29 protein-coding genes are annotated in these 20826 nt (G+C 65.8%); 12 read left to right on the forward strand and 17 right to left on the reverse strand.

Features of this window, described 5'->3' with window-relative positions; all coding sequences use genetic code 11:
* Position 1 precedes the first annotated feature (1 nt).
* From STE01S_RS16985 to STE01S_RS16995, 3 genes are read right to left on the reverse strand one after another with little or no spacing between them, the layout of a single operon-like run.
* Positions 2–1129: an acyltransferase family protein gene (locus STE01S_RS16985; protein ID WP_062769912.1), complete on the reverse strand. Its 1128-nt coding sequence runs from the start codon at positions 1127–1129 to the stop codon at positions 2–4.
* The gene (locus tag STE01S_RS16990) at positions 1126–2484 is read right to left on the reverse strand and encodes a putative O-glycosylation ligase, exosortase A system-associated (protein WP_062769915.1); all 1359 of its coding nucleotides are present in this window, start codon (positions 2482–2484) and stop codon (positions 1126–1128) included. Before STE01S_RS16990 ends, STE01S_RS16985 begins: the two co-directional genes overlap by 4 nt.
* Positions 2477–2662 carry a hypothetical protein gene (locus STE01S_RS16995; RefSeq protein WP_003038799.1) on the reverse strand — a complete coding sequence of 62 codons (186 nt, stop codon included), beginning with the start codon at positions 2660–2662 and terminating at the stop codon, positions 2477–2479. The genes STE01S_RS16990 and STE01S_RS16995 overlap by 8 nt, the downstream gene beginning before the upstream one ends.
* A gap of 104 nt (positions 2663–2766) precedes the next feature.
* Between STE01S_RS16995 and STE01S_RS17000 the strand changes: the two genes are divergently transcribed.
* The 3 genes from STE01S_RS17000 (at position 2767) to lepA (ending at position 7160) form a co-directional block, all read left to right on the forward strand.
* Positions 2767–3990, forward strand: coding sequence for a TIGR04063 family PEP-CTERM/XrtA system glycosyltransferase (locus STE01S_RS17000; RefSeq protein ID WP_062769964.1), 1224 nt, complete (start codon positions 2767–2769; stop codon positions 3988–3990).
* 45 nt (positions 3991–4035) lie between these two features.
* Entirely contained in the window at positions 4036–4962 is a 927-nt protein-coding gene (locus tag STE01S_RS17005) for a hypothetical protein (protein WP_062769918.1), read from the forward strand.
* Between the two features lie 374 nt (positions 4963–5336).
* Positions 5337–7160, forward strand: a complete 1824-nt coding sequence (lepA, locus tag STE01S_RS17015; protein WP_058812482.1) for a translation elongation factor 4 — start codon at positions 5337–5339, stop codon at positions 7158–7160.
* A gap of 9 nt (positions 7161–7169) precedes the next feature.
* On the opposite strand, the gene STE01S_RS17020 is transcribed toward lepA, so the two are convergent.
* Positions 7170–7520: a helix-turn-helix domain-containing protein gene (locus tag STE01S_RS17020; protein ID WP_162928310.1), complete on the reverse strand. Its 351-nt coding sequence runs from the start codon at positions 7518–7520 to the stop codon at positions 7170–7172.
* Positions 7521–7699: 179 nt separating this feature from the next.
* Between STE01S_RS17020 and STE01S_RS17025 the strand changes: the two genes are divergently transcribed.
* Positions 7700–8326 (forward strand): GNAT family N-acetyltransferase, encoded by a 627-nt coding sequence (locus tag STE01S_RS17025; protein ID WP_003038790.1) that lies wholly within the window; start codon positions 7700–7702, stop codon positions 8324–8326.
* A 240-nt stretch (positions 8327–8566) separates the two neighbouring features.
* Here STE01S_RS17025 and STE01S_RS17030 read toward each other — a convergent pair whose 3' ends face one another.
* From STE01S_RS17030 to STE01S_RS17040, 3 genes are all read right to left on the reverse strand, one after another.
* Positions 8567–8842 carry a hypothetical protein gene (locus tag STE01S_RS17030; RefSeq protein WP_003038787.1) on the reverse strand — a complete coding sequence of 92 codons (276 nt, stop codon included), beginning with the start codon at positions 8840–8842 and terminating at the stop codon, positions 8567–8569.
* A 184-nt stretch (positions 8843–9026) separates the two neighbouring features.
* A complete protein-coding gene (gene sciP / locus STE01S_RS17035) occupies positions 9027–9326 on the reverse strand; it encodes a CtrA inhibitor SciP (RefSeq protein WP_003038785.1) in 300 nt (99 codons plus the stop codon).
* A gap of 2 nt (positions 9327–9328) precedes the next feature.
* The gene (locus STE01S_RS17040; protein ID WP_062769927.1) at positions 9329–9712 is read right to left on the reverse strand and encodes a hypothetical protein; all 384 of its coding nucleotides are present in this window, start codon (positions 9710–9712) and stop codon (positions 9329–9331) included.
* A 144-nt stretch (positions 9713–9856) separates the two neighbouring features.
* Between STE01S_RS17040 and mnmA the strand changes: the two genes are divergently transcribed.
* The 5 genes from mnmA (at position 9857) to STE01S_RS17060 (ending at position 12844) form a co-directional block, all read left to right on the forward strand.
* On the forward strand, positions 9857–10999 hold the full coding sequence (gene mnmA / locus STE01S_RS17045; protein WP_062769967.1) for a tRNA 2-thiouridine(34) synthase MnmA: 1143 nt from the start codon (positions 9857–9859) through the stop codon (positions 10997–10999).
* 57 nt (positions 11000–11056) lie between these two features.
* Positions 11057–11473, forward strand: a complete 417-nt coding sequence (locus STE01S_RS17050; protein ID WP_062769970.1) for a hypothetical protein — start codon at positions 11057–11059, stop codon at positions 11471–11473.
* A 106-nt stretch (positions 11474–11579) separates the two neighbouring features.
* A complete protein-coding gene (locus STE01S_RS20485; RefSeq protein WP_162928311.1) occupies positions 11580–11720 on the forward strand; it encodes a hypothetical protein in 141 nt (46 codons plus the stop codon).
* A 34-nt stretch (positions 11721–11754) separates the two neighbouring features.
* The gene (locus STE01S_RS17055; RefSeq protein WP_062769930.1) at positions 11755–12453 is read left to right on the forward strand and encodes a DsbA family oxidoreductase; all 699 of its coding nucleotides are present in this window, start codon (positions 11755–11757) and stop codon (positions 12451–12453) included.
* Between the two features lie 88 nt (positions 12454–12541).
* The gene (locus STE01S_RS17060; RefSeq protein WP_082813398.1) at positions 12542–12844 is read left to right on the forward strand and encodes a hypothetical protein; all 303 of its coding nucleotides are present in this window, start codon (positions 12542–12544) and stop codon (positions 12842–12844) included.
* Positions 12845–12856: 12 nt separating this feature from the next.
* On the opposite strand, the gene STE01S_RS17065 is transcribed toward STE01S_RS17060, so the two are convergent.
* Positions 12857–13438 (reverse strand): DsrE family protein, encoded by a 582-nt coding sequence (locus STE01S_RS17065; RefSeq protein ID WP_062769936.1) that lies wholly within the window; start codon positions 13436–13438, stop codon positions 12857–12859.
* 488 nt (positions 13439–13926) lie between these two features.
* On the opposite strand from STE01S_RS17065, the gene STE01S_RS17070 reads away from it, so the two are divergent.
* Entirely contained in the window at positions 13927–14334 is a 408-nt protein-coding gene (locus STE01S_RS17070) for a thermonuclease family protein (protein ID WP_062769939.1), read from the forward strand.
* Here the strand turns inward: STE01S_RS17070 and STE01S_RS17075 are convergent.
* On the reverse strand, positions 14331–15005 hold the full coding sequence (locus tag STE01S_RS17075; protein WP_062769941.1) for a hypothetical protein: 675 nt from the start codon (positions 15003–15005) through the stop codon (positions 14331–14333). The genes STE01S_RS17070 and STE01S_RS17075 overlap by 4 nt on opposite strands.
* Positions 15006–15159: 154 nt before the next feature.
* Between STE01S_RS17075 and STE01S_RS17080 the strand changes: the two genes are divergently transcribed.
* A complete protein-coding gene (locus STE01S_RS17080; RefSeq protein WP_062769944.1) occupies positions 15160–15417 on the forward strand; it encodes a DUF2171 domain-containing protein in 258 nt (85 codons plus the stop codon).
* A 97-nt stretch (positions 15418–15514) separates the two neighbouring features.
* Here STE01S_RS17080 and STE01S_RS17085 read toward each other — a convergent pair whose 3' ends face one another.
* The 6 genes from STE01S_RS17085 to STE01S_RS17105 all read right to left on the reverse strand — a co-directional run bounded on the left by STE01S_RS17085 (position 15515) and on the right by STE01S_RS17105 (position 18739).
* Positions 15515–15856 carry a TraR/DksA family transcriptional regulator gene (locus STE01S_RS17085; RefSeq protein ID WP_003038760.1) on the reverse strand — a complete coding sequence of 114 codons (342 nt, stop codon included), beginning with the start codon at positions 15854–15856 and terminating at the stop codon, positions 15515–15517.
* Positions 15853–16101 carry a YdcH family protein gene (locus tag STE01S_RS17090; RefSeq protein WP_003038757.1) on the reverse strand — a complete coding sequence of 83 codons (249 nt, stop codon included), beginning with the start codon at positions 16099–16101 and terminating at the stop codon, positions 15853–15855. Before STE01S_RS17090 ends, STE01S_RS17085 begins: the two co-directional genes overlap by 4 nt.
* A gap of 172 nt (positions 16102–16273) precedes the next feature.
* Complete coding sequence (locus STE01S_RS17095; RefSeq protein ID WP_062769947.1) at positions 16274–16726, reverse strand: hypothetical protein; 453 nt, start codon at positions 16724–16726, stop codon at positions 16274–16276.
* Positions 16727–16864: 138 nt separating this feature from the next.
* The gene (locus STE01S_RS20490; RefSeq protein WP_162928312.1) at positions 16865–17014 is read right to left on the reverse strand and encodes a hypothetical protein; all 150 of its coding nucleotides are present in this window, start codon (positions 17012–17014) and stop codon (positions 16865–16867) included.
* Positions 17015–17071: 57 nt separating this feature from the next.
* A complete protein-coding gene (locus STE01S_RS17100; RefSeq protein WP_062769950.1) occupies positions 17072–18061 on the reverse strand; it encodes a hypothetical protein in 990 nt (329 codons plus the stop codon).
* Positions 18062–18154: 93 nt separating this feature from the next.
* Complete coding sequence (locus STE01S_RS17105; RefSeq protein WP_062769953.1) at positions 18155–18739, reverse strand: DUF4440 domain-containing protein; 585 nt, start codon at positions 18737–18739, stop codon at positions 18155–18157.
* Between the two features lie 370 nt (positions 18740–19109).
* On the opposite strand from STE01S_RS17105, the gene STE01S_RS17110 reads away from it, so the two are divergent.
* Complete coding sequence (locus STE01S_RS17110) at positions 19110–19616, forward strand: hypothetical protein (protein WP_255266007.1); 507 nt, start codon at positions 19110–19112, stop codon at positions 19614–19616.
* 18 nt (positions 19617–19634) lie between these two features.
* Here the strand turns inward: STE01S_RS17110 and STE01S_RS20495 are convergent, their stop codons facing one another.
* Both STE01S_RS20495 and STE01S_RS20500 read right to left on the reverse strand, forming a co-directional pair.
* On the reverse strand, positions 19635–20228 hold the full coding sequence (locus STE01S_RS20495) for a hypothetical protein (protein WP_162928313.1): 594 nt from the start codon (positions 20226–20228) through the stop codon (positions 19635–19637).
* A gap of 20 nt (positions 20229–20248) precedes the next feature.
* Entirely contained in the window at positions 20249–20575 is a 327-nt protein-coding gene (locus STE01S_RS20500) for a hypothetical protein (RefSeq protein WP_162928314.1), read from the reverse strand.
* Positions 20576–20826: the final 251 nt, after the last annotated feature.

Genomic DNA, 20826 nt, shown 5'->3' on the forward strand with positions numbered 1-20826 from the left:
GTCAGCCTTGGCGGCTTTGCGCTCGCCGCCCGGCCGCCAGCCGCGACAAGAGAGCGTCGCCGCCGCGCTGGACGATCCGCCGCGCCGGGACTTCCAGCCAGCGGTGGAGCAGGTGCGAGACGGCGAGCGTCAGCGCCACGAAAGCGGCGACCTTCGCCGGCGCGACCATCGCCGGATCGTCGACAAGGACCAGCTTGAACAGGATCCACAGGAAGAAGTGCGACAGATAGACAGCATAGCTGATGTCGCCGAGCCACTGGGCGAGCCGCCCCGACAGCAGCGGGCGCGGCGCGAGCGACGCCTGGAGCGCGGCGATGACGACCGCCGCCATCGCCAGCGGGATCGCGGCAGGCTGGGGCAGGTCGGCGAACAGGATCACCGCCGCGAACAGCGCGAAGATCGCCGCGGTCGCATATATGACCCGGCCACCGTCGGCGCGCGCGCGCTGCGCCGTCCACCACTGGCAGAGCGCGACCCCGATGAAGAATTCGGCGAGGCAGCGGACGAGGCCGGTCGCCGCGATATCGTCGCCGATCCCCGCGCGCCCCGTCGCGGCGAACCAGCCGCCGAGCGCCGCCGCGAGCAGCAGCGCGAACAGCGGAAAGCTCCACCGCCCGGCGGGCAATCGCGCCGCCCAGCCGCCCGTCGCGGCGAGCAGCAGATAGGCCGCCCATTCGGTTGAGATCGACCAGGCCGGATCGTTCCAGCGCAGATCGGCGGTGAAGCCCCAATTCTGGACCAGCAGCGCGTGCGCGGGCAGCGCGGCAAAGCCGTAATGCGGCCCCGGATCGCGCCCGCTGGCGAGCAGCGCGAGCGCGAACAGCGCCATCGCCGCCAGTATCGCGAGATGCAGCGGAAAGATGCGCGCGATGCGGCGGACCAGAAAGCGCGGCGCGGCGCGCGTCCCCTCGGCAACGAACGCCGGGCCGTAATTCCACCACAGCACGAAGCCCGACAGGACGAAGAAGAGATCGACCGCAAGATAGCCGTGCGCGAAACCGTCGATGACCGGGCCGGGCAGATAGCCCGCCATGCCGCCGCGGATATGGTAGAAAAGCACCGCAAGCGCCGCAAAGCCGCGCACCCCGGTCAGCGTCGGCAGCATGCGGGGCTTTTGCACCGCGATCATGCGGCAAATCCCTGCGCGCGCGGCCGCATCCAGTTGCGTCCCGATTCCTGCTCGCGGCGGCGGCAATAGGTCGACAGCCCGATTTCGAGCGCCAGCATCATGTAGATGAAGGGCTGGAAAGCGATACCGACGAACAGCGACCCGACCATATAGACGATATGGCCGTGCTGGAGCGCGGTCGCGAGCGGTGCGATCCATTGCTCCTCGGCGCGGCGTGTCTTGAGGTAACGGCGGCGCACCCGCTCCATCTGGACGATGCCGGTGATGTGGAGCAGCAGCCACAGCAGCGTGCCGGGATAGCCCTGTTCGCCCAACATTTCGAAATAGGCCGAATGATAGGCGCGCGACTGTTCGTCATGGATCACCGGATCGCCCGCGCCGGGACGACCCGCATCGGCGTTCGACCCGGTGGTTTCGACGCGCAGACGGTTCTGCATATAGGCCTCGAACCCGCCGCCGAACGGATGGTCCTTCGCATAGTCCCACGTCCACGCCCACACCGCGACGCGCGTAGATGCCGACTGGTCGGTGCGATAATCCTGCAGCGTTTCCATGCGCTGCGTATAGCTTTGCGGCAGGAAGGGGATCGCCGCGGCGACGAGCAGCACCGCCCCCATGATATACAGCAGCCGGTGCTTGACCGCGCGCAGCGACAGCAGCGCCAGCACGCCCAGGCAGATCAGCCCGGTGCGCGCCTGCGTCCCCACCGGCAGCAACATGCAGGCGAAGCAGAGCGCGAAGCAGAAGAGCGAAACGCGCCAGTCGGGCGGAAAGACGGTGCCGTGGCGGCGGAACCACAGGATCGCGGGGATGATCGACACCGCGACCGTCGACATGGTGCTGCCTTCATACAGGCCGTAATTTTCGGACAGCAGCAGTTGCAATTCGCCATAGCCGCCGCCGCCCGCGGCGGTCTTGATCCCGCCGGCGATCGCGATCGTCGCGGCCGACAGCAGCATGAAGAGCAGCAGCGATTCGATGCGCAGCTTCGTGCGCAGCGTCAGCGGCAGGAAGATCGCCCAGACGAGCGCCTTCCACACCCATCCCCATTTATCGAGCGCCTCGACCGGAAAGTCGGCGCCCATCGTCGTCATCCAGCAATAAAAGAGCAGGATTAGCATCAACGTCTGCCGCCCCGACCAGCGCGTGTCGCGCTTGTCGTCGAAGGCGAGCCACCCGATGATCGCGAGGATGAAGACGATCAGCGAGATCGGAATCGAATTGATCAGGAAATAGCTGAGCCGCTGCGGCGCGACGATGTCGATGTAGCAAAAGCACAGCACGAACAGGAACGGCTTGCGAAAGCCGACCCCGATGAAGGCGAACAGAAAGGCGACGAAGGCAAGGTCACGCATCGGATCGGCGATCCTCCGCGGCCTCGGCCGCCATCGCCGCCATGCGTTCGGCATCGCGCTGTTGCTGCCACAGCATGCGCGGGCCGACTTCGCGGTCGAGGTCGTCGCGGTGCAGCAGGCGCCAGAGGGCGATCGCCATCAGCACATGCGTCAGGGCAATCGCAAAATTGTCGATCATCGGCGGCGCACCTGGCTTCCCCTGCGGCCCGCAGGCCCGTTTCGGCGGCTTTACCCGATCGGGGTTGACGCGGCGTTAAGGCTTGTATGGCAAAGGCTTGGCCGATGACCCGGATCCTGCACGTCCTTGACCATAGCCTGCCGGCGCACAGCGGCTACACCTTTCGCACCCGGGCGCTGATGAAGGCGCAGGCGGCGAAGGGATGGGCGGTTGCCGGGGTGACGGGGGTCCGCCATCCCGACCCCGGACCGCCCGTCGAAACCGTCGACGGGCTGACCTTCTATCGCACGCCGCCGATCGCGCCCGCGCGCTCGCCGTGGCGCGAATGGCGCGAAATCGGCGCGCTGGCGGACCGTGTCGCGGCGCTGGTCGACGAATGGCGCCCCGATCTGCTCCACGCCCACTCGCCTGTTCTCGACGGGCTCGCGGCGCTGCGCGTCGGCAAACGGCTCGGCATTCCGGTGATATACGAAATCCGCGCCTTCTGGGAAGATGCGGCGGTCGGCAACGGCACGGGGCGCGAGGGCAGCGCGCGCTATTTCCTGACCCGTCAGCTCGAAAGCCATGCCGTCCGCGCCGCCGATGCCGTCGCGGTGATCTGCGAAGGGCTGCGCGGCGACCTGATCGCGCGCGGCGTCGATCCCGCGAAGATCGTCGTCTCACCCAATGGCGTCGACCTCGACCTGTTCGGCGACCCGCCACCGCGCGACGATGCGCTCGCCGCCGACCTCGGCCTCATGCCGGGCGAAGCGGTGATCGGCTTCATCGGCAGCTTTTATGATTATGAGGGGATCGACGATCTGGTCGCCGCGATGCCCGCGCTCGTCGCTGCCGAACCCGGCGCGCGGCTGCTGCTCGTCGGCGGCGGGCCGATGGAGGCGGCGCTCAAGGCCCAGGCGGCGGCGTCGCCCGTCGCCGACCGCATTCTGTTCGTCGGCCGGGTGCCGCATCAGGCGGTCGAGCGCTATTATTCGCTGATCGACATCCTCGCCTATCCGCGCAAGAAAATGCGGCTTACCGATCTCGTCACGCCGCTGAAGCCGCTCGAAGCGATGGCGCAGGGCAAGCTCGTCGCTGCGTCCGATGTCGGCGGCCACCGTGAACTGATCGCCGACGGCGTCACGGGTACGCTGTTCGCGCCCGACGATCCACCGGCAATCGCCGCGGCCCTTGCCGAACTGCTGCGCGATCGCGACATTTGGGACGAACGCCGCCGGACCGCGCGGGCGTTCGTCGAGGCCGATCGTAACTGGTCGTCAAACATTTTGCGTTACGAGCCCGTTTACCAGAGACTGCTGCGCCGCGGCGCTGCATCGCTCGCGGCTTGATGCTATAGGACAGGCTCCTCTGCGGGAGCGACGGATTTGGACGATATGGACGACAGCGCCGACGGCTCCGACAAGGTTTCGCATCGCAAGGCCCGCGCCGCCGCCTGGATGCGCGCGCTCCGCCCGGCGATGCCGGCGGTGATCGGCGCCGCGGCGCTGACCTTCCTCTTCGCCGCGGTCATGCCGATGGCGTGGGTGTTCGGCATTGGCTGGAACCTCTATCTCGACCGTCTGTCGGACCTGTTCGTGCCGCCGGTCGGCAATGGCGCCCGCCTCGCGCTGGCGCTCGGCATGGCGTTCGTCGCTGCGCTGATTGCGGCCTTTGTCGCGCTTCTGATCGCCGAGCCCGAGGCGTCGGGCCTTGCCGCGCTCGGGCGCCGTCTGCGCCGCCGCCAGGAGGCTGTCGACGATGATATTCCGGTGCGCCGTCGCGCGGACCTCCACCCCGACGATCTGCCGCGTGCGCCGCTGCGCGCCGGGCGCGACCTGCCCGAACAGGGGCTGGGACCGGTCGATGCGGCGCCCGAGGTCGCGGCGGACTATCTTCCCGAATATGAACCCGAGGCGCTTGCCGGTGCCGATGTCGTCGAGGATGCGGACGCTGTCGAGATCGTCGAAGCGGCCGTGGCACCCTATACGCCGCCCGCAGCCGACGCTGCGCCGGACGAAGAGGATGAACTGATCCTCGCCGATCTCGCGCCGGTCGAGGTTGAAACGCCCGGTGACGAACCCTGGCTTCAACCCGCAAAGGTTGCCGGACCGGCGATGCCCGATCCCGCCGACAAATCGCTCGGCGCGATGGTCGCGCGCTTCGAGGCAGGGCTCGCCCGGCGCCGCGAAACCAGGACGGCAACCGCCGCAGTCCCGGTGCCCGATGTCGCCGCCAACGAAGATGCCGACGAAGAAATCGACTTCGCGCTCGAAGCCGCGCTGAGCACCTTGCATCGCCTGAACCGCGGCACGACGGGCTGAACCGCCGCTCCCGGCGGCCCGAAATCGCTTTCCTACATTGTTCCGGCATGCCAGCCTCGCCGCATGCCTTCCGTGCCATCCTTTCCTGCGCGACCCTTGCGGCGGCGGCCACTTTGCGCCCGGCGCGCTGCCGCAGCGCGTCCGCTTCGCCACAGCCGGCACAATGCAATCGCGTGTGAAGTTGCGCAGTTTTCCGCCATTTTTCGAACCGCACCGCGCCGCAGGCATCGCCCGGTCCTGCGGCGCCTTCGGGACGCCGTAACTGCCGCAATCGCGCGTGAAGTTGTACGCTTTTCTGCGCCTTTCGCGCCGGTTGCCGTGCGCGGCTGCGCGGCGGTGCTGACAGCGCGCAATTCCCCTGCTAACGGCGCGCGATGACGACTCCTCTCTCGCATATCCGTAATTTCTCGATCATCGCGCATATCGACCATGGCAAGTCGACGCTCGCCGACCGGCTGATCCAGTTCACAGGCGGGCTGACCGAGCGCGAAATGTCGGCGCAGGTTCTCGACAATATGGACATCGAGAAAGAGCGCGGGATCACGATCAAGGCGCAGACCGTTCGCCTGACGTACAAGGCGCACGACGGCGAAACCTATCAGCTCAATCTGATGGACACGCCCGGCCACGTCGACTTCGCCTATGAAGTCTCGCGCAGCCTGGCCGCGTGCGAGGGCGCGCTGCTCGTCGTCGACGCGGCGCAGGGGGTCGAGGCGCAGACGCTCGCCAACGTCTATCAGTCGATCGAGCATGACCATGAAATCGTGCCGGTCATCAACAAGATCGACCTGCCCGCCGCCGACACCGACAAGGTGAAGGCGGAGATCGAGGATATCATCGGCCTGCCTGCCGACGATGCGGTTCTGGCCAGCGCCAAGTCGGGGATCGGCATCGAGGAAACGCTCGAAGCCATCGTCGCCAGGATTCCGCCGCCGAAGGGCGACGCCGCGGCGCCGCTCGTCGCGATGCTCGTCGACAGCTGGTACGACCCCTATCTCGGCGTCGTGATCCTGGTTCGCGTCGTCGACGGGGTGCTGAAAAAGGGTCAGCAGATCAAGTTCATGCAGGCGGGGACGACCCATCTGATCGACCGCGTCGGCTGTTTCACCCCGAAGCGGACCGACCTTGTCGAGATCGGTCCGGGCGAGATCGGTTTCATCACCGCACAGATCAAGGACGTTGCGCAGGCGCGTGTCGGCGATACGGTCACCGACGCCAAAAGGCCCGCCGCGGCGCCGCTCCCGGGGTTCAAGGAAGTTCAGCCGGTCGTCTTCTGCGGCCTCTTCCCGACCGATGCCAATGATTTCGAGAAACTGCGCGAAAGCATCCAGAAGCTGCGGCTCAACGATGCGTCGTTCAGTTTCGAAATGGAGACGAGCGCCGCGTTGGGCTTCGGCTTCCGCTGCGGCTTTCTGGGTCTTCTGCACCTCGAGATCATTCAGGAGCGGCTGACCCGCGAATATGACCTCGACCTCATCACCACCGCGCCGTCGGTGGTCTACAAGCTCAAGCTCACCCGGTCGAAGGAAGGCGGCCCGACCGAGATGGAGCTGCACAATCCTGCCGACATGCCCGATCCGAACCGGATCGAGGAGATTGAGGAGCCGTGGATCGAGGCGGTTATCTATGTCCCCGACGAATATCTGGGCTCGATCCTCAAACTCTGTCAGGACCGCCGCGGCATCCAGAAGAATCTGACCTATGTCGGCGGCCGCGCGCAGATCACCTATGAACTGCCGCTCAACGAAGTGGTGTTCGATTTCTACGACCGGCTGAAGAGCATTTCGCGCGGCTATGCCTCGTTCGACTATCACCAGATCGGTCACCGCCCCGGCGATCTCGTCAAGATGAGCATCCTCGTCAACAACGAGCCGGTCGATGCGCTGTCGATGATCGTCCACCGCGGCAGCGCCGAGGCGCGCGGACGCGGGATGTGCGAGCGGCTCAAGGATCTGATCCCGCGCCACATGTTCAAGATCCCGATCCAGGCGGCGATCGGCGGCAAGGTGATCGCGCGCGAAACCATCGCGGCGCTGCGCAAGGACGTCACCGCCAAATGCTATGGCGGCGACGCGACCCGCAAGAAGAAGCTCCTCGAAAAGCAGAAGGAGGGCAAGAAGCGGATGCGCGAATATGGCAACGTCAACATCCCGCAGGAGGCGTTCATCGCGGCGCTGCGAATGGGCGACGACGCCTGAGGGCGCGCGCTACATCTCGATGATGATCTTGACCTTCGCCGGTGTCGTGCCGGCGGCCTCAGCGATCTCGCGGCGCGCCTGCGCGACCAGCTCGCCGAGATGTGCCGACTGAGGCGGACCGCCGAGGCCGTTCAGGTCTGCAAGCGGGGTGCCGAGCACATCGGCGAGCCGGCGCAGCCGCGCCGGCTTGGGGCGCGACCGGTCCTGCTCCCAATAGCAGACCGACGTCACCGCAACGCCAAGCTGGCGGGCAATATCCCGCTGCGTCAGCTGCCGCGCCTTGCGCAACCGCACCAGCCGCCCGCCGAGCGTTTCGGGAAAGGCGGCGCCCCCGGCGAAATCGGGGCTTTTGAAATCCATTATCTGCACGACCCGGCCATTTCGTTTGTTGGCCGTTCCGAATATCAAAGCACGCGGCGGGCTACTTTCAACTTTTCACGCAAAAATAAGGGGCTGCACCCTCCGGCAGGGGTGATTGTCTTTCGGCCCGGGCGGCGATAGCTTGCCGAACACCGACGACAGCCGGGAAAGGACGAAGGGTGCACGCTCCCGCAAGGCCGATCGACGACATCGTCGTGCACAGCGTGCTCAACGACGGAACCGCGGTATGCCTGCGGACGATCCGGCCCGACGACGCCGGCCTGCTCCGCGCCGGAATTCAGAAACTCTCAGCCGAATCGCGCTATCTGCGCTTCTTTTCGCCCGCGCCGGCCATGCCCGATGCTGTGATCGAGCGGCTGGTCGATGTCGATGGCCACGACCATATCGCCTGGGGCGCGATTTGCACCGAATGCGAGGGCGAACCGGCGATCGGTGCGGTTCATGCCGTCCGGCACAAGGCAGGCGCCGGCGGGGACGAGATGCGCGTCGGCGAATATTCGATCGCGATCCTCGACGCCTTTCACGGCCAGGGCCTCGCCCGGATGATGACCGCGGCGCTGCTCGTCGATTGTCTCGCCGAAGGGCTGACGACGCTTGACGTGAACATCCTGTCCGAAAATCACGCCGCACTGGGACTGATCAAGGCGATGGGCGGCACACGCAAGGAGGAATCGCGCGGCGTTGCGGAATATGTGATCGACGTCGCGGCGGCGCTGGAGGCGCTGCGCAGCGACGCGGGCGCACGCGGGGTTCAGGATGTGCTGAAGCAACTCGGTGCCGGATAGACCGGTGGTCCTCCCCGCCGCCGGGGGTCGCGACCGGCGGCGGGAAGGTGAAGAACGCGGGTGTCGGAGCCCCCGTGTCCCACGCACATCGCTCTAACGGCGCTGCCATGACGTCACCGTGACCGACGTCACAGGGGCGAATTTTTTAGATCACGAACAAGCGAAAGGGCGCCAGCGGCATGCGCTGGCGCCCTTTCTAGGCTGTCCGTGACCCGCGGGGGGCGCAGGTCGGGGACAGTCTTACTTCTTCTGCGTGTCGCCGACGCCGGTTTCCGACGGGGCAACCTCGCCATTGTCGTCCATGGCGTTGGCCTTTTCCTCGCCCATTTCTTCGACGCGGTCGGCCTTGTTCTCCATGGCTTCCTTGGCGGCGCCATCGGGCATGGTGTCGGCCTGAGCATCGATGGCGTCGGCCCGCGATTCGGCCTGATCCTCGACACTGTCGGCGGCGGGGCTCTGGCAAGCGCCGAGCGCGAGGGCCGAAGCGGCAGTGAGGGTAAGAGCAATCTTGCGCATTATAACAGTTCTCCCTTGTTACAGGGGGGGCAACGCCGCGCCGCTGGCATCGGTTGCAACAAAATTTGCAAGCCTATGCTTTCGCAATGCTATTTTTTGTTTTCACGCCGCTCCTGTCCCGCTCCGACGCAAAAAAGGGGGCGCCCGCAGGCGCCCCCTTCATCGTGTATCGCGCGCGATGCGATCAGAAGCGCTGCTGGCGCTCGTACAGATCGCGGTAGTGCTGGATACGCGTAACGCGCAGGCCCGGCATGCCGCTGCGGTCGATCGATCGCTGCCAGCCGGCAAACTCCTCGAGCGTCAGCGAATAGCGCTCACACGCTTCGTCCACGGTCAACAGGCCGCCATTGACGGCTGCGACCACTTCCGCCTTGCGGCGAACGACCCAGCGCGTGGTGTTCGCAGGCGGCAGACTGTCCAGCGTCAGCGGTTCCCCGAGGGGGCCGATGACCTGGGCGGGCCGGATTTTCTGATTCTCGATCATGCTCATTCCATAAAATCTTCGTCGTGGGGGATCGGCAAAGCCGACGTCCGTGCTTTTATAGAAGAGGGGTTCAACATCGGCTGAAACCCTCTGGTAAACGCGCTGTTCACAGTTTCGGGCAGCCCGTTCGCTTCGTCGGACAAGTCGAAGAAGCGCGCGGGACGAAGCATTCCGTCGTCCAGTGCCTGCACCCCGCCGCCCAGCATTTCGCGCACCGCGCCGACCGCTGCGGCATGCGATTCGTCGGTCTCGCGCTCACGCAGCAAGCGAACCGTCGGAAGCGCCGCCTGCCGCGCCCGCGACACGGCGAGCAATATGTCGAAGCCGGGCTTCGACAGGCTCGTCGCATCGGCTGGATGCGGAAGGTCGGAGGGAAGCAAGTTCATGCTGCCTCTCTAGCGCGTGTGGCCTAAGGTCCAGTAAATGCCCATTTCATCGCTTGTTAGCGAAGCTTAACCCCCGTCAATATCTTGACAGCTGCCGCGGAAAAGCTGGCATTTTGCATGGCCGATCCCTAGATGGCGGGCATCATGGCAACCGTAATTTCACCCGCGGGCCTGGCCCAGGCCGACTTCCAGCTCGCCGGTCCGTTAAAGGATCGGCGAATCGTGGTCGCAATGTCGGGCGGAGTCGACTCGAGCGTCGTCGCCGCGCTCGCTGCGCGGTCGGGCGCTGAGGTGATCGGCGTGACGCTGCAACTCTACGACCATGGTGCCAAGGCCAAGCGCGTCGGCGCTTGCTGCGCGGGGCAGGATATTCGCGATGCGCGCGCGGTCGCCGACCGGCTCGGCTTCGCGCATTATGTCCACGACCATGAAAGCCGCTTTCGCGATACGGTGATCGACCAGTTCGCCGACGAATATCTCGCGGGCCGGACGCCGATCCCGTGCGTCCGCTGCAACATGGGTGTGAAATTCACCGATCTTTTCCAGCTCGCGCGCGATCTGGGCGCCGATTGCCTCGCGACCGGCCATTATGTGCGCCGCATGATGGGGCCGGCCGGTGCCGAGCTGCACCGGGCGGTCGATCCGGCCCGCGATCAGAGCTATTTCCTCTTTGCGACCACGCAGGAGCAACTCGACTTTCTTCGTTTCCCGCTCGGCGGGCTCGAAAAGAGCGTGGTGCGCGAAATCGCCCGCGATCTCGGCCTTGGCGTTGCGGGCAAACCCGACAGCCAGGACATTTGTTTCGTCCCCGACGGCGACTATGCGACGCTGGTGCGCAAGCTGCGTCCGGAGGCGGAAGATCGCGGTGAGATCGTGCATGTCGACGGCACGGTGCTGGGCGCACACAAGGGACTTATCCATTATACGGTCGGTCAGCGCCGCGGCATCGACATCGGCGGGCAGGCCGAGCCGCTCTATGTCATACGCCTCGATGCAGCGGCGAAGCGCGTCATCGTGGGGCCGCGCCGCGCGCTGGCCGTCGCGGGTGCGCGGATCGGCGAAGCGAACTGGCTTGCCGAGGTCGATCGTCGCCCGGTTCTGGCTAAGGTGCGTAGCATGGCGAAGCCCGTGCCGGCGCAGATGGACGGCGACCGACTGCTCTTCGCCGCGCCCGAATATGGCGTTGCGCCCGGCCAGGCGGCGGTGCTCTATGATGCTGCCGACCCCACGCGCGTACTCGGCGGCGGCTGGATAGAGGAAAGCTTCGCGGCCGAGCCGACGGAATAGATTGCACTTTCTGTCCCGATGCCGCAGCTTCGGCGCAAAGCAAGGGGAGAGACGATCATGATCAATTGGGTGTTGCGCGGCGCGGTTCTGCTCTGGGCGCTGCTCTTCTTCATCGTCGGCATTCGCGGCGTGCTGAACCCTGCCAGCTTTACCGAAACCTTCGGAATCATCGCCGACGGCGTTGCCGCGAACACGGTGCGTGCCGACATGTCGGCCTTTTTCCTTGTGGCCGCCGGTGGCGCGGCGATCGGCGGACTGCTGCGCGGCTGGTCGCGCGCGCTGCTGGTTCCTGCCGCGCTCTACGGCACCGCGCTGGTCGGCCGCCTGATCGGGGTCGCGAGCGGTGACCTGGTCAACAGCGGCATCGTGCAGGCGATGATTATCGAAGCCTTGTCGGTCGGCCTGATGATCACGGCCTATTATATGCTGTCGCGCGCTTCGGCTTCGGCTTCAGGAGTCGAGATTTCGTCATAATGAGCTGAGCGATAACGAGAAATTCGGTCCTGTTGTGTTGCAGGCCGGTTTATGCGTAAATTAACATCGGGTCGCGCTTCTGTTTCCTGTGTGAAAGGGGCCGCACATGACATCCGATGACGACAAGCGGGACAGTTCGGACCGGCGCCAGAGCGATCGGCGCGTCGCGGACGATCCCGACTACAAAGGCCCCGAGCGCCGTCAGGGCGACCGGCGGTCGGGCAAGGAACGCCGTACCGGGGGCTGACCGATCGGGCAGGCTGGTGGCACGGTTCAGGAGAATGACCGTGACCCAAACAGAATTGCCGCGCCTCAGCCTCGATATCGTGTCCGACGTGATGTGCCCTTGGTGCATTATCGGCTGGCTGAAGTTTCAGAAGGTCATGGCGCATTTTGAGGGACGGTTGGCCTTCCGTGTCCAATGGCACCCCTTCGAACTCAATCCGCACATGCCCCCTGAGGGCGAAGATGCGGCCGAACACGTCATCCGGAAATACGGGATTACCCAAGAACAGAGCCGGGCCAATAGCGGGCGGCTGGCGGCCATTGCGGCCGACCTCGGCTTTGCATTCAACCGGGGGCCGGGTTTTCGCATGCGCAACAGCTTCGATGCGCATCGTTTGCTCACCTGGGCCGGGGCGTTGGAAGAGCCCGATCAGGCGGCAGCGACCGGCGTTCAGACCGCGCTGAAACTCGCACTGTTCCGCGCCCATTTCACCGACAATCGCGACATTAGCGATCCCGCCGTTCTGATCGATATCGCGGCCTCGGTCGGACTGGACGCGGCCCGCGCCGCCGCGATTCTGGACGGCGACGACTATGCCGAGATGGTGCGGATGGAAGAGGCCTATTGGGCCGACAATAATGTCACCGGCGTTCCGGCCTTCATCCTGGGCGGCCGCATGCTGATCCCTGGCGCACAGGATCCCGAAGCCTTCATTCGGGTCATCGAAAACAAGGTGCTGGCGACCGCCGCCTGAGGAACTGTAGCCGCCGCACGCGCGTTTTCCATCCATTCCCGCCGCACAGGCTCTTGGGGCCGATAGGCGCAATCAAGGAGATGGTTCGATGCCCGCTTCCCCCGACGGAGACGCCCCCGAAATGGTCAACCGCGAACAGGATGACGAACCCGCACAGGCGCAAACCATAGCTGCGGCGGCGCGTCAGGCGCGTCCGCTCGAAGACAGTCGGAAAGCGCCGGCACGCGACGAGGGCGACGACGCGCAGGATCTGGTCGATCATATGCGGCAGATGGAACGATCGGGCCGCATCGACATGGACGCCTATCGCGGCGAGCGCAGCGACGATGACGAGGATGATGAATTGGGACCGGGCGGGGTGGAAGACGACGAACCGCGCGGCGCCCCCTGATGATCGGCGATGCTAAAAGGGATTGAGCGTATAGCCTTGCTGCTGAAGCAGCGCGTGCGCAGTCATCGCCGATAGCGCCAGTTCGACGCCCGGGAGCAGATCGGTCTTTTTGACGCCCTGTCCCGCCGCGCTCTGGCCGCACACGATAATGCGGACACCGGCCTTTATCAGGGCATCGACCAGCGCGGCGTTGGGATTTTCCGCGCCGGGATATTTTCGCTCATAGGCTTCGGCGCCCGCCACATCGAAGGTTGCTGGGCCATGCACGACAATTGCGAGATGGATGCGTTCGGCCGGCACGCCGGCTTCGACCTGCATGTTGAGAAAACGAGCAGCCGATTCCAGCGTGCGATTGAGTGTCGACTCTTTCGCCGCGGCAACGTCGAATGCGATGTGAAATTCGGTTCCGGCGGGAATGCGCATATCGGCGTCGGTGACACTTGCGACCTTGCCGAACGCCGGAATGACCGTACCGCCGTGAAAAGATGCCATCGGGTCGGGCGATGCCTTACCCATGTCGGCGGCTTGCACCGGCGACAGAAGGGCAAGGCCGGCAACAGCGAAGGCAAGCGCGAGCGGGCGGGACGGTGACATCGTGAGGTTCCTCTCGGATCGGGATTGATGGCGCAGCCTACCGTTCCGCTTCAGGCTGCACCAGCCCGCGAGCCTGTCAATCGCGCCGTTTGCGCACCAGATCCGCCGTCGCGAGGCCGCCGACGACGACGATGAAGCTCACCATCATCAGCGCGAAAAGAAGAACGGGGGTTTGGGTCAAGGGATCGGTCATGTCTGGGGCTCCTTGGTGGTTCGGAAGCCCTGACATGGATTAGCGGCGGCGCGGCGGCATTGATCCTGATCAATATGGCGCCGCAGTGGTGGTGTCTGCCGGTCGTCGCTGGCGGTTCGGACCGGACTCGTCAGGACTTTGGTAAGCCTGCGCTGGCAAATTCGCCGGCATGCCGCACCCGACAGATATCCGTTCCGCTTCGCGTCGTCGCCGTATCCGCGCCCGCCGATCTGGGGGGATATGGGTTCTGGTGGCGGCAGCCGGAGCCTTTGCGGGAACTTTGGCGGCTTTGCAGATGCAGGCGTCCGCGCCGGCCCACGCCGAGCTGTCATGGCCCACTGCCGCGCCGGAACCGCATTCGGCGCATTTCGGATTTTGTCATACCGGAGGCGGGCGCAATTGCGTCGTCGATGGCGACACCTTCTGGTTCGAGGGCCAGAAATACCGCCTTGCCGACATCGACACGCCGGAGACGCATCCGCCGCGCTGTGCGCAGGAGGCGCGTTTGGGGACCCAGGCGACCGAGCGGCTGCGCGATTGGCTCAATTCCGGGGCCTTCCGGCTCGAAGAAAACGAACGCGACAGCGATCGTTACGGGCGCAAGCTGCGCATCGCCACCCGCGACGGGGTGAGCGTCGGCAGCGTGCTCATCGATGCGGGGCTGGCGCGGCCGTGGGAAGGGTATCGGCGCCCGTGGTGCTAGTCGCCGTCGGGCGCAGGGGGTAAGGCCTCGCGCAGCGGCTTGTTCGGGCCTGCAAGCTGCGCGTCGAGATCGTCGGCCAGCAATTGCGCGACGGGGTCGTCGCGGCGCGCGCGCAGCGTATCGCGGCGATCGGTCAGCGCCGCCGCGCGCTCGGCTTCGGGCAGCGCCATCACCTCGAGGTAAAAGCGCACCGCGGTAAGCCACGGCGCGTCGTCGCCCGGCACATCTTCGGCCCAGCGCGAGAAGGGGCCGCCCGCCGGCCCCCATTCTCCATCGTGGCGGTCAAGGAAGAAAAGCAGGCTCGAGCCGAGCGGCACCATGTAACGGACGCAGCCGCCGATATAGGCGAGCGGATGGGCGTGCTGGAGCTCGTAGGGATTGCTGAGCGCGGCGAAGCGGCCGGTGGCGAGCGCGATCGGAAGCGTTTTCGGCGCGTCGGCAAGATTGCCCTTGAGCGCCGCGATCGGCCGTATGTCGACGCGCATCGTGTCGGGGGCGTCGGCTTCGTCCATCGGGGTGCCGCCGGTGACGGTGGCGAGGAGGATCAGCTCGGCTTCGGCGGTCAGTTCCATGTTGGTCGGCACGGCATAACCCGGCGCGGGCGAGCAGGCCGCGGCCGGGAGCGGCGCGGCGAGGCAGGCGAAAACAGCGAGGAGAAGGGGGAAGCGCATGGCGGCCAGGCTAGCCCGCGTGTCGCCGCTTGGAAAGCCGGCGCGGTTTCGGAGCGCTTCGTCCAAGCCGATGGACCCGACTCGGCGCCCCATGCGTATCATCCTTGTCGCGGCCGCCGGATCAGCTGGCGGCGGCGCGGCAAGGAGAAGAACCATGGCCGAACACGATCATAGCGCGATCAAGGAACATATGGCCGTCATCGGCGCCGACGGCGTCCATGTCGGTACCGTCGATCATGTCGATGGCGAACGCATCAAGCTGACCAAGGCCGACAGCCCCCAGGCCGAAGATGGCGAGGGTGCCCGGCACCATTATCTGCCCGCCGGCCTCGTCGCCGCGGTCGAGGGCGATACAGTGCGCCTGTCGGCGACCGCCGCCAATGCGGTCGATCTGTTCGAAGAGGCGGATTGACCGGCACGCAGATAACAGATGGCCGGGACGCAATCGGGCGCCCGGCACTGAAACTGGCCCGCCCAACTGCCTCCGGGCGGGCCATTTCATGTGCGCATCAGGCCGATAGCTTGCGCGCGCATTCGATGCAGAGCGCCGCCTCGGGCTTGGCGGCGAGCCGTTCGGCGGCGATATCCTTGCCGCAGCTGGTGCAGATGCCATAGCTCCCTTCGTCGATGCGGGCGATCGCCGCCGTCACCGCGGCGACTTCGCGCGCCAGCAGCGCATCTTCGCCCGCCAGCGCATCGTCATCCTCGCGTTCGATCGCCGCATCTTCGGCGTCGGCGCTGATCGGCGCGGTGAGGTCGGCGGCGACCCGCGCCCCGCGCGCCCTGAGGTCGGCGAGCCGCAGGATCAATCCGGTGCGCACCGCGGCGAAGCCGTCGCCGCCGCCGCTCATGCCGTCCGCTCCGCCGCGATGATCGCAGCGATCTCGTCGAGCAGCGCCAACCGCTGCCGCTTCAGTTCCTCGGCATGTTCGTCGGACACCGGCTCGACCTCGCTCTCGGCGCGGTGGATGGCGCGGTTGACGACATGGTAGCGCTCCGCCAGCGCCGCGAAATGCGCGTCGCCTTCCTTGAGCCGGTGGATCGCCGCGGCATCGCCCGGAAATGCGTCGGCCAGTTCGTGGGGGGTATGCGACATGGGGCCTTCCTCCTGCTTCGATAATCCGCCGATCCTACCCCAACCGCGCCGCCGTGCATTGCGCTGAGTCAAAAACGGAGCCGGGGCACATCGCCCGGCTCCGTTCCGGTCACCATCCCGCGACCCACGGGACGGCGATCGTCGATTGCGGCCCCGAAAGGCCGAAAGCGTGTCAGCGCGCTTCGGCGGCACCCGCGGCGCGGACCGACAGATCGGCCTTGGGCAGCTTCGTCACCAGCGGGCCGGTCACGCTGTCGGCCTGGCTGTAGAGCGCCGAAAGCGGGACGTTGTAGAGCTTGCCGCCGTCGACGACGATCGCATTGTCGCCGTCGATGCCCTGCACCGTGCCGATGCTCGCGCCCTTGGCGTCGGTAACCTGCGCACCGGCGCGCACCTGTTCGCGCGTTGCGAGCGTCAGCTTCGCCGAATCGACGGCATCGTTCGCGGCGCCATCGACGCTGTCGACCGTCTGGCCGACGCGGTCGGTCACACTGCCGACGGTGGCGGCGGGATCGAGTGCGGCGCCCGCGTTGAGGTTGGCCGAGCCGCCAAGGCCGACCTGCGCGACGGCGGGAACGGCGACGATCGCGGCACCGGCGGCGAGCGTCATCAGGGTCTTGCGCATCGGGTTTCTCCTTATTGTCCGATCAAGGCCGCCCGGAGGGGGGAAGGGGGGACGGGCGGCCTTGCCGACGAGAAACCGGCGCGCCGGGCGTTCGTTGCCGCATGGGCGGCGGAGCGACCGGCGCGCGCGACGGAGCGATCAGGCGGGCGTGGGCCGCCGCGCGATCAGCTTGTTGAGCGTCGCGATCCGCCGCCGCGCCGCGCTCCAGTCGCGTTCGGGATGCGCGGCGATCTGGCGGAGGAGGGTGCCGAGTTCCTTGCGGCGGTCGCCTTCGGTCACGGGTTGCATGGGCTTTCTCCTTTCAGGCGCGCAGCATAGCATGGCGGCGGCGCGCCTGCGCACCGCTCACCCCGCGGGCGGGGCGGACCGGCTGGCGGTGCGCGGCGCCGATGCCGCATCGCGCGCCGCGTCATTCGCCGCAGCGGGCACGGGATCGGGGCTTCCGTCTGCCCCCAGCCCGAAAAAGGCGCGCCGCGCCGCCTCCCCCGCCGCGCGCAGCGGCGCGGTTTCGACCGCGACGATCGCCGCGAAGGCGGCCTCTTCGTCATCGTCGAGGGTGCGTTCATAGTCGGCATCGCCGAACTGACCCTCCTCGATGCCCATAAAATCGTCGGGCGGCGGGAAATTGGTGCGCAGCTCGCCACTTTCGCCGTCGGGCCACACGTCCATCGCCGCCGCCTCTTCCTCGGGGGTCGGATCGGGGGCGGCCGCAGGCGCATCGCCCTCGGCACAATCGGCGGAAATGCGTGCAACTTCACACGCGATCGGGCTGTCGCGCCACAGCTCCGCGAGCGGATTGGCGCGGTTGTCGCGCCCCGCGAGCCAGAGCGCGAACGCCGCATTCTGGCCGTCCGCCGCGCCATCGGCCTCCGCCGCGTCGAACAGCGCGAGGAAGGCGTCCCAATCGCCCGCGATAATCTGTGCCAGCATGTCTTCGCCCGCCTTGGCGCGGACATCGACCGCCCGGTCGAGCCGCGCAAGCATCGCAAGGCCAAGGCGCGGGTCGTGGCGGCGGCGCTTGTGGAAATGATAGCCCTCGCGCTCGGCCGGGCCGCGCTCATAGCATTCCTCGATTCCCCAGATCGCGCGGTCGAGCAGCTCGTCGGCAAGCCGCGCCCGCGCGACGAGCAGCGCCGCCGCCCAGCCGAGGCGGAAGGCGACGCCGCGCGCGCGGTGGCGAAGCTGATAGGCGGCACCGGGCGACATCGACACCCGGCTGGCGGCGATCTGAACCGATCCGGTGACGGCCAGATGGTCAAGAAAGGCGCGCTGGAGCGCGGGGGTCCAATGATAGCTGGCGGGGGCGGCGGGTTCGGCGACGGTTTCGAATGACATGGCAGTGATCCTTTCCGAAAAGGTAAAACTGCCAGAATGAACCATATGGGTGAATTGTAGGAAAGCGGAAAATGCGGGGAAGCGGCGCGGGCCCTAGTCGGCGCGGGTCTGGTCGGCGGGCGGCGGGGGATAGGGGGCGGCGGCGCCGTGATCGTAGCTCAGGCTTTCCGACAGGCGGAAGCGGCCTTCGGCGGGTATCCATTGCCAGACGTGCATATAGCGTGCGCCGCCGACCATGTCCCAGCGCGCGTCCTTGGCATTCCATTCGAAAAAGACATGCGCCGCCTCTTCGAGTGCGCCCCAGTCGCCGAGCGCGCGGATGATGCGCGATCCGGGGACGAGCAGGCGGCGGTTGCGATAGCCCGCCTGCGCGCCGCCGGGCGCGCGCGCGGCGCAATTTTTCTCCATCGACGCGACGAAATCGGCGCGGTCGGCGATCGCCAGCCCGCCCTTGTCGTGGAGCATCCGGTAATCGGGGGTGAGCAGATCGGGCAACGCGGCGGGATCGCAGCCTTCGAACACCGCCCAAAACAGCCGCGCATCGTTCGCCGCGATCGCCGCGTCGAGCGCGGCGGCGGTCGGCATCGGCGCGGGCTGCGCAGCGGCGGCGGGCGGCGACGCGGGTTGGGCCTGCGGCGCGGGCGCCAGCGCGGCGGCGAGGAAGAGGGCGAGGGACATCGGGCAGGGCTCCTTGCTGTGTTGTTTATGTAATACGGTTGCACGCGGCGGGGTGCAAGCGGTGTTTCCGCGACCCGCCCTGTGGCGAAGCGATGGGGCGCGCGCGGACGGCGTGCCGCGCAGCGGCCCCTCCGTCAGCCCTTGCGGGCTGCCACCTCCCCATGGCTTCGCCACAGGGAGGATCGGGCTTCGCCACAGGGAGGATCGGGCGGGACTGGCCGCCTGTGTGCCCCGGCGAAAGCCGTGGTCCGTGGCGGCGGAGCGCTAGCGGTGGTGCGGGCCGCTCTGGGCCCCGGCTTTCGCCGGGGAGCACGGGGACTGCGCCGGCGGGGCTGGCGTCGGGGCGCGGCTGTCCCTATTTGTGCGGGTGATGAGCAATGGGGACCGAAGGATCGTCGTGATCGCGCGGCTGAAGCCCAAACCGCTGCTGGCGGGGGCGATCGTCTGTGCGCTGATATTGGCGGCGCTGGCGCTGGGGCAGGCGGAGCCGGTGCGCGGCGACGGCATGGGCGCGATGCTGCGCAGCCTGATCTTCGGCGATGCGGTGGCGACGACGGCGATGATCGCCGCGGCGATCGGCCTGTCGACCTGTTTCCGCCTGTGGCGCCAGCGCGACGCCTGGATCTTTCACGACGGCCTGCGCCTCTATCGCGGCAACAGCCTGTCGTGGCCGCTGGCGACGATCCGCGACGTGGTGATCGAACGCAGCGACATCGGCATCGCCTCGCTGCGGCTGGTCGTCGACGACGACAGCGAAACGACGCGCGAGCTGGTGAAACTGCCGCTGCTCGAAGGCTCCCCCGAAGCAGTGCGCGGCGGCGTGCTGTTCGCCGCGGCGGGGGTGAAAGCGGTGCCGAGCGGGGTTACGTTGAATTGAGCTTACAGTACCAGCTCACTATCCCATGATCCTCTTCAGCTCACTCTCGATTAGATTGATTTCTATATCTAGCAGCGTGGATGAAACATTCGTGGGGCTCCAGAACGCCTTTTGACCGTAGGCGTCCAAAATTCCGAAATCTTCGTTTCCTGCCCCTTTGTAAGCTTTCTTTAGAAGTAGAAGCCCCGCACCTGCTTTATCACGATTTAACCTCGGGTCCCGGCGAGGGTAAACTGCTAGAATTTTCCGCTTTCCATTTTTCTCCAGACCGATCTCGGGTTCGATATGCACTGAAAAAACCTTGGAAGGAGATGGCCAGACACCTCGGGATGGCGCAATTCTATCGCCGGACTGTTTGCTCAGCCACGTTACGACATTCTCGAAAATTTCGATGTTGTGTGATACTGTATTTTGGGCTGCCGACTTCTCTATTTCCGAGATAACACTTTTTTGTGATTTTCCGTGCGCCGAGTAGTTCAAAACTCCATCCCTTGACGCCCTGTAAAAATCAAATCCTCCCGGCTTGCCGTAATTTTCAAGTTGACGTATCTTGTCTCCCGTATCGAGAGTTAAGAACTTTAGAAACGTAGAAAAGTGCATGATTACGGGCACGCACGTTCTCCTCAGGTGTTCTATCCGATTAGAATAGGTCGATAAGATTCAATCGCAAGTTTAGCAGTTTCGGTAGTTATCTTGCTCTGACGTGCTTGGCTCTCCAAATAATTTTGGAACTTGCCACCCCGCACATATTCCGTTTGAAACCAGTTCCTGAAATAAGCCAGCGCCTCATCTGGATAGCACCATGGATGCTGAGGATTAGAGACAGATTGAGGAAAGTAATCAGGGTAATTATGAACGTACTTTTGGCGCTCGCCAAAAGTACGTTCCAAGCATTGATCGGTCCAGCGTGCGCCCCATGCTTTGCCGACACTGATGTCAGGGATGATACCATCATCCATGAAAACGCCATTTTCTCCGAGAGTTACAACCATTTCAGAAATTTCGGTTAGCGTCCGCGCTCGTGGTGTAATTTCCGGTGTAGGCGATGGTGTATTCCGGGGTGGGGCATGCCCCACCCCGGAATGCGGCGTCGCTGGTGGCCACCGGGTTCATCGTTATGGTGGAGTTTGCACACTTCAACCGTGACGAAGAGGAGTTCCCGATGACCGAGGACAGATTACTGATCGAAGAGCTTGCTGCGAAGGGCGGC

Source organism: Sphingopyxis terrae subsp. terrae NBRC 15098 (genome assembly GCF_001598815.1).
In the GTDB taxonomy this organism is placed as follows: domain Bacteria; phylum Pseudomonadota; class Alphaproteobacteria; order Sphingomonadales; family Sphingomonadaceae; genus Sphingopyxis; species Sphingopyxis terrae.

Excerpts from the sequence above, each read along its gene's own strand:
- STE01S_RS16985 (WP_062769912.1), bottom strand. The coding sequence starts at position 1,129 with ATGATCGCGGTGCAAAAGCCCCGCATGCTGCCGACGCTGACCGGGGTG.
- STE01S_RS17070 (WP_062769939.1), top strand. The coding sequence starts at position 13,927 with ATGCAGGCGTCCGCGCCGGCCCACGCCGAGCTGTCATGGCCCACTGCC.
- STE01S_RS17065 (WP_062769936.1), bottom strand. The coding sequence starts at position 13,438 with ATGTCACCGTCCCGCCCGCTCGCGCTTGCCTTCGCTGTTGCCGGCCTT.
- STE01S_RS17080 (WP_062769944.1), top strand. The coding sequence starts at position 15,160 with ATGGCCGAACACGATCATAGCGCGATCAAGGAACATATGGCCGTCATC.
- STE01S_RS17030 (WP_003038787.1), bottom strand. The coding sequence starts at position 8,842 with ATGCGCAAGATTGCTCTTACCCTCACTGCCGCTTCGGCCCTCGCGCTC.
- STE01S_RS17100 (WP_062769950.1), bottom strand. The coding sequence starts at position 18,061 with ATGTCATTCGAAACCGTCGCCGAACCCGCCGCCCCCGCCAGCTATCAT.
- STE01S_RS16990 (WP_062769915.1), bottom strand. The coding sequence starts at position 2,484 with ATGCGTGACCTTGCCTTCGTCGCCTTTCTGTTCGCCTTCATCGGGGTC.
- STE01S_RS16995 (WP_003038799.1), bottom strand. The coding sequence starts at position 2,662 with ATGATCGACAATTTTGCGATTGCCCTGACGCATGTGCTGATGGCGATC.
- STE01S_RS17050 (WP_062769970.1), top strand. The coding sequence starts at position 11,057 with ATGATCAATTGGGTGTTGCGCGGCGCGGTTCTGCTCTGGGCGCTGCTC.
- STE01S_RS17090 (WP_003038757.1), bottom strand. The coding sequence starts at position 16,101 with ATGTCGCATACCCCCCACGAACTGGCCGACGCATTTCCGGGCGATGCC.
- STE01S_RS17020 (WP_162928310.1), bottom strand. The coding sequence starts at position 7,520 with ATGGATTTCAAAAGCCCCGATTTCGCCGGGGGCGCCGCCTTTCCCGAA.
- STE01S_RS17060 (WP_082813398.1), top strand. The coding sequence starts at position 12,542 with ATGCCCGCTTCCCCCGACGGAGACGCCCCCGAAATGGTCAACCGCGAA.
- STE01S_RS20490 (WP_162928312.1), bottom strand. The coding sequence starts at position 17,014 with ATGCAACCCGTGACCGAAGGCGACCGCCGCAAGGAACTCGGCACCCTC.
- STE01S_RS17075 (WP_062769941.1), bottom strand. The coding sequence starts at position 15,005 with ATGCGCTTCCCCCTTCTCCTCGCTGTTTTCGCCTGCCTCGCCGCGCCG.
- mnmA (WP_062769967.1), top strand. The coding sequence starts at position 9,857 with ATGGCAACCGTAATTTCACCCGCGGGCCTGGCCCAGGCCGACTTCCAG.
- sciP (WP_003038785.1), bottom strand. The coding sequence starts at position 9,326 with ATGATCGAGAATCAGAAAATCCGGCCCGCCCAGGTCATCGGCCCCCTC.
- STE01S_RS17085 (WP_003038760.1), bottom strand. The coding sequence starts at position 15,856 with ATGAGCGGCGGCGGCGACGGCTTCGCCGCGGTGCGCACCGGATTGATC.
- STE01S_RS17105 (WP_062769953.1), bottom strand. The coding sequence starts at position 18,739 with ATGTCCCTCGCCCTCTTCCTCGCCGCCGCGCTGGCGCCCGCGCCGCAG.
- STE01S_RS17095 (WP_062769947.1), bottom strand. The coding sequence starts at position 16,726 with ATGCGCAAGACCCTGATGACGCTCGCCGCCGGTGCCGCGATCGTCGCC.
- STE01S_RS17055 (WP_062769930.1), top strand. The coding sequence starts at position 11,755 with ATGACCGTGACCCAAACAGAATTGCCGCGCCTCAGCCTCGATATCGTG.
- STE01S_RS17000 (WP_062769964.1), top strand. The coding sequence starts at position 2,767 with ATGACCCGGATCCTGCACGTCCTTGACCATAGCCTGCCGGCGCACAGC.
- STE01S_RS20500 (WP_162928314.1), bottom strand. The coding sequence starts at position 20,575 with ATGGATGATGGTATCATCCCTGACATCAGTGTCGGCAAAGCATGGGGC.
- STE01S_RS17040 (WP_062769927.1), bottom strand. The coding sequence starts at position 9,712 with ATGAACTTGCTTCCCTCCGACCTTCCGCATCCAGCCGATGCGACGAGC.
- STE01S_RS20485 (WP_162928311.1), top strand. The coding sequence starts at position 11,580 with ATGACATCCGATGACGACAAGCGGGACAGTTCGGACCGGCGCCAGAGC.
- lepA (WP_058812482.1), top strand. The coding sequence starts at position 5,337 with ATGACGACTCCTCTCTCGCATATCCGTAATTTCTCGATCATCGCGCAT.
- STE01S_RS17005 (WP_062769918.1), top strand. The coding sequence starts at position 4,036 with ATGGACGACAGCGCCGACGGCTCCGACAAGGTTTCGCATCGCAAGGCC.
- STE01S_RS17110 (WP_255266007.1), top strand. The coding sequence starts at position 19,110 with ATGAGCAATGGGGACCGAAGGATCGTCGTGATCGCGCGGCTGAAGCCC.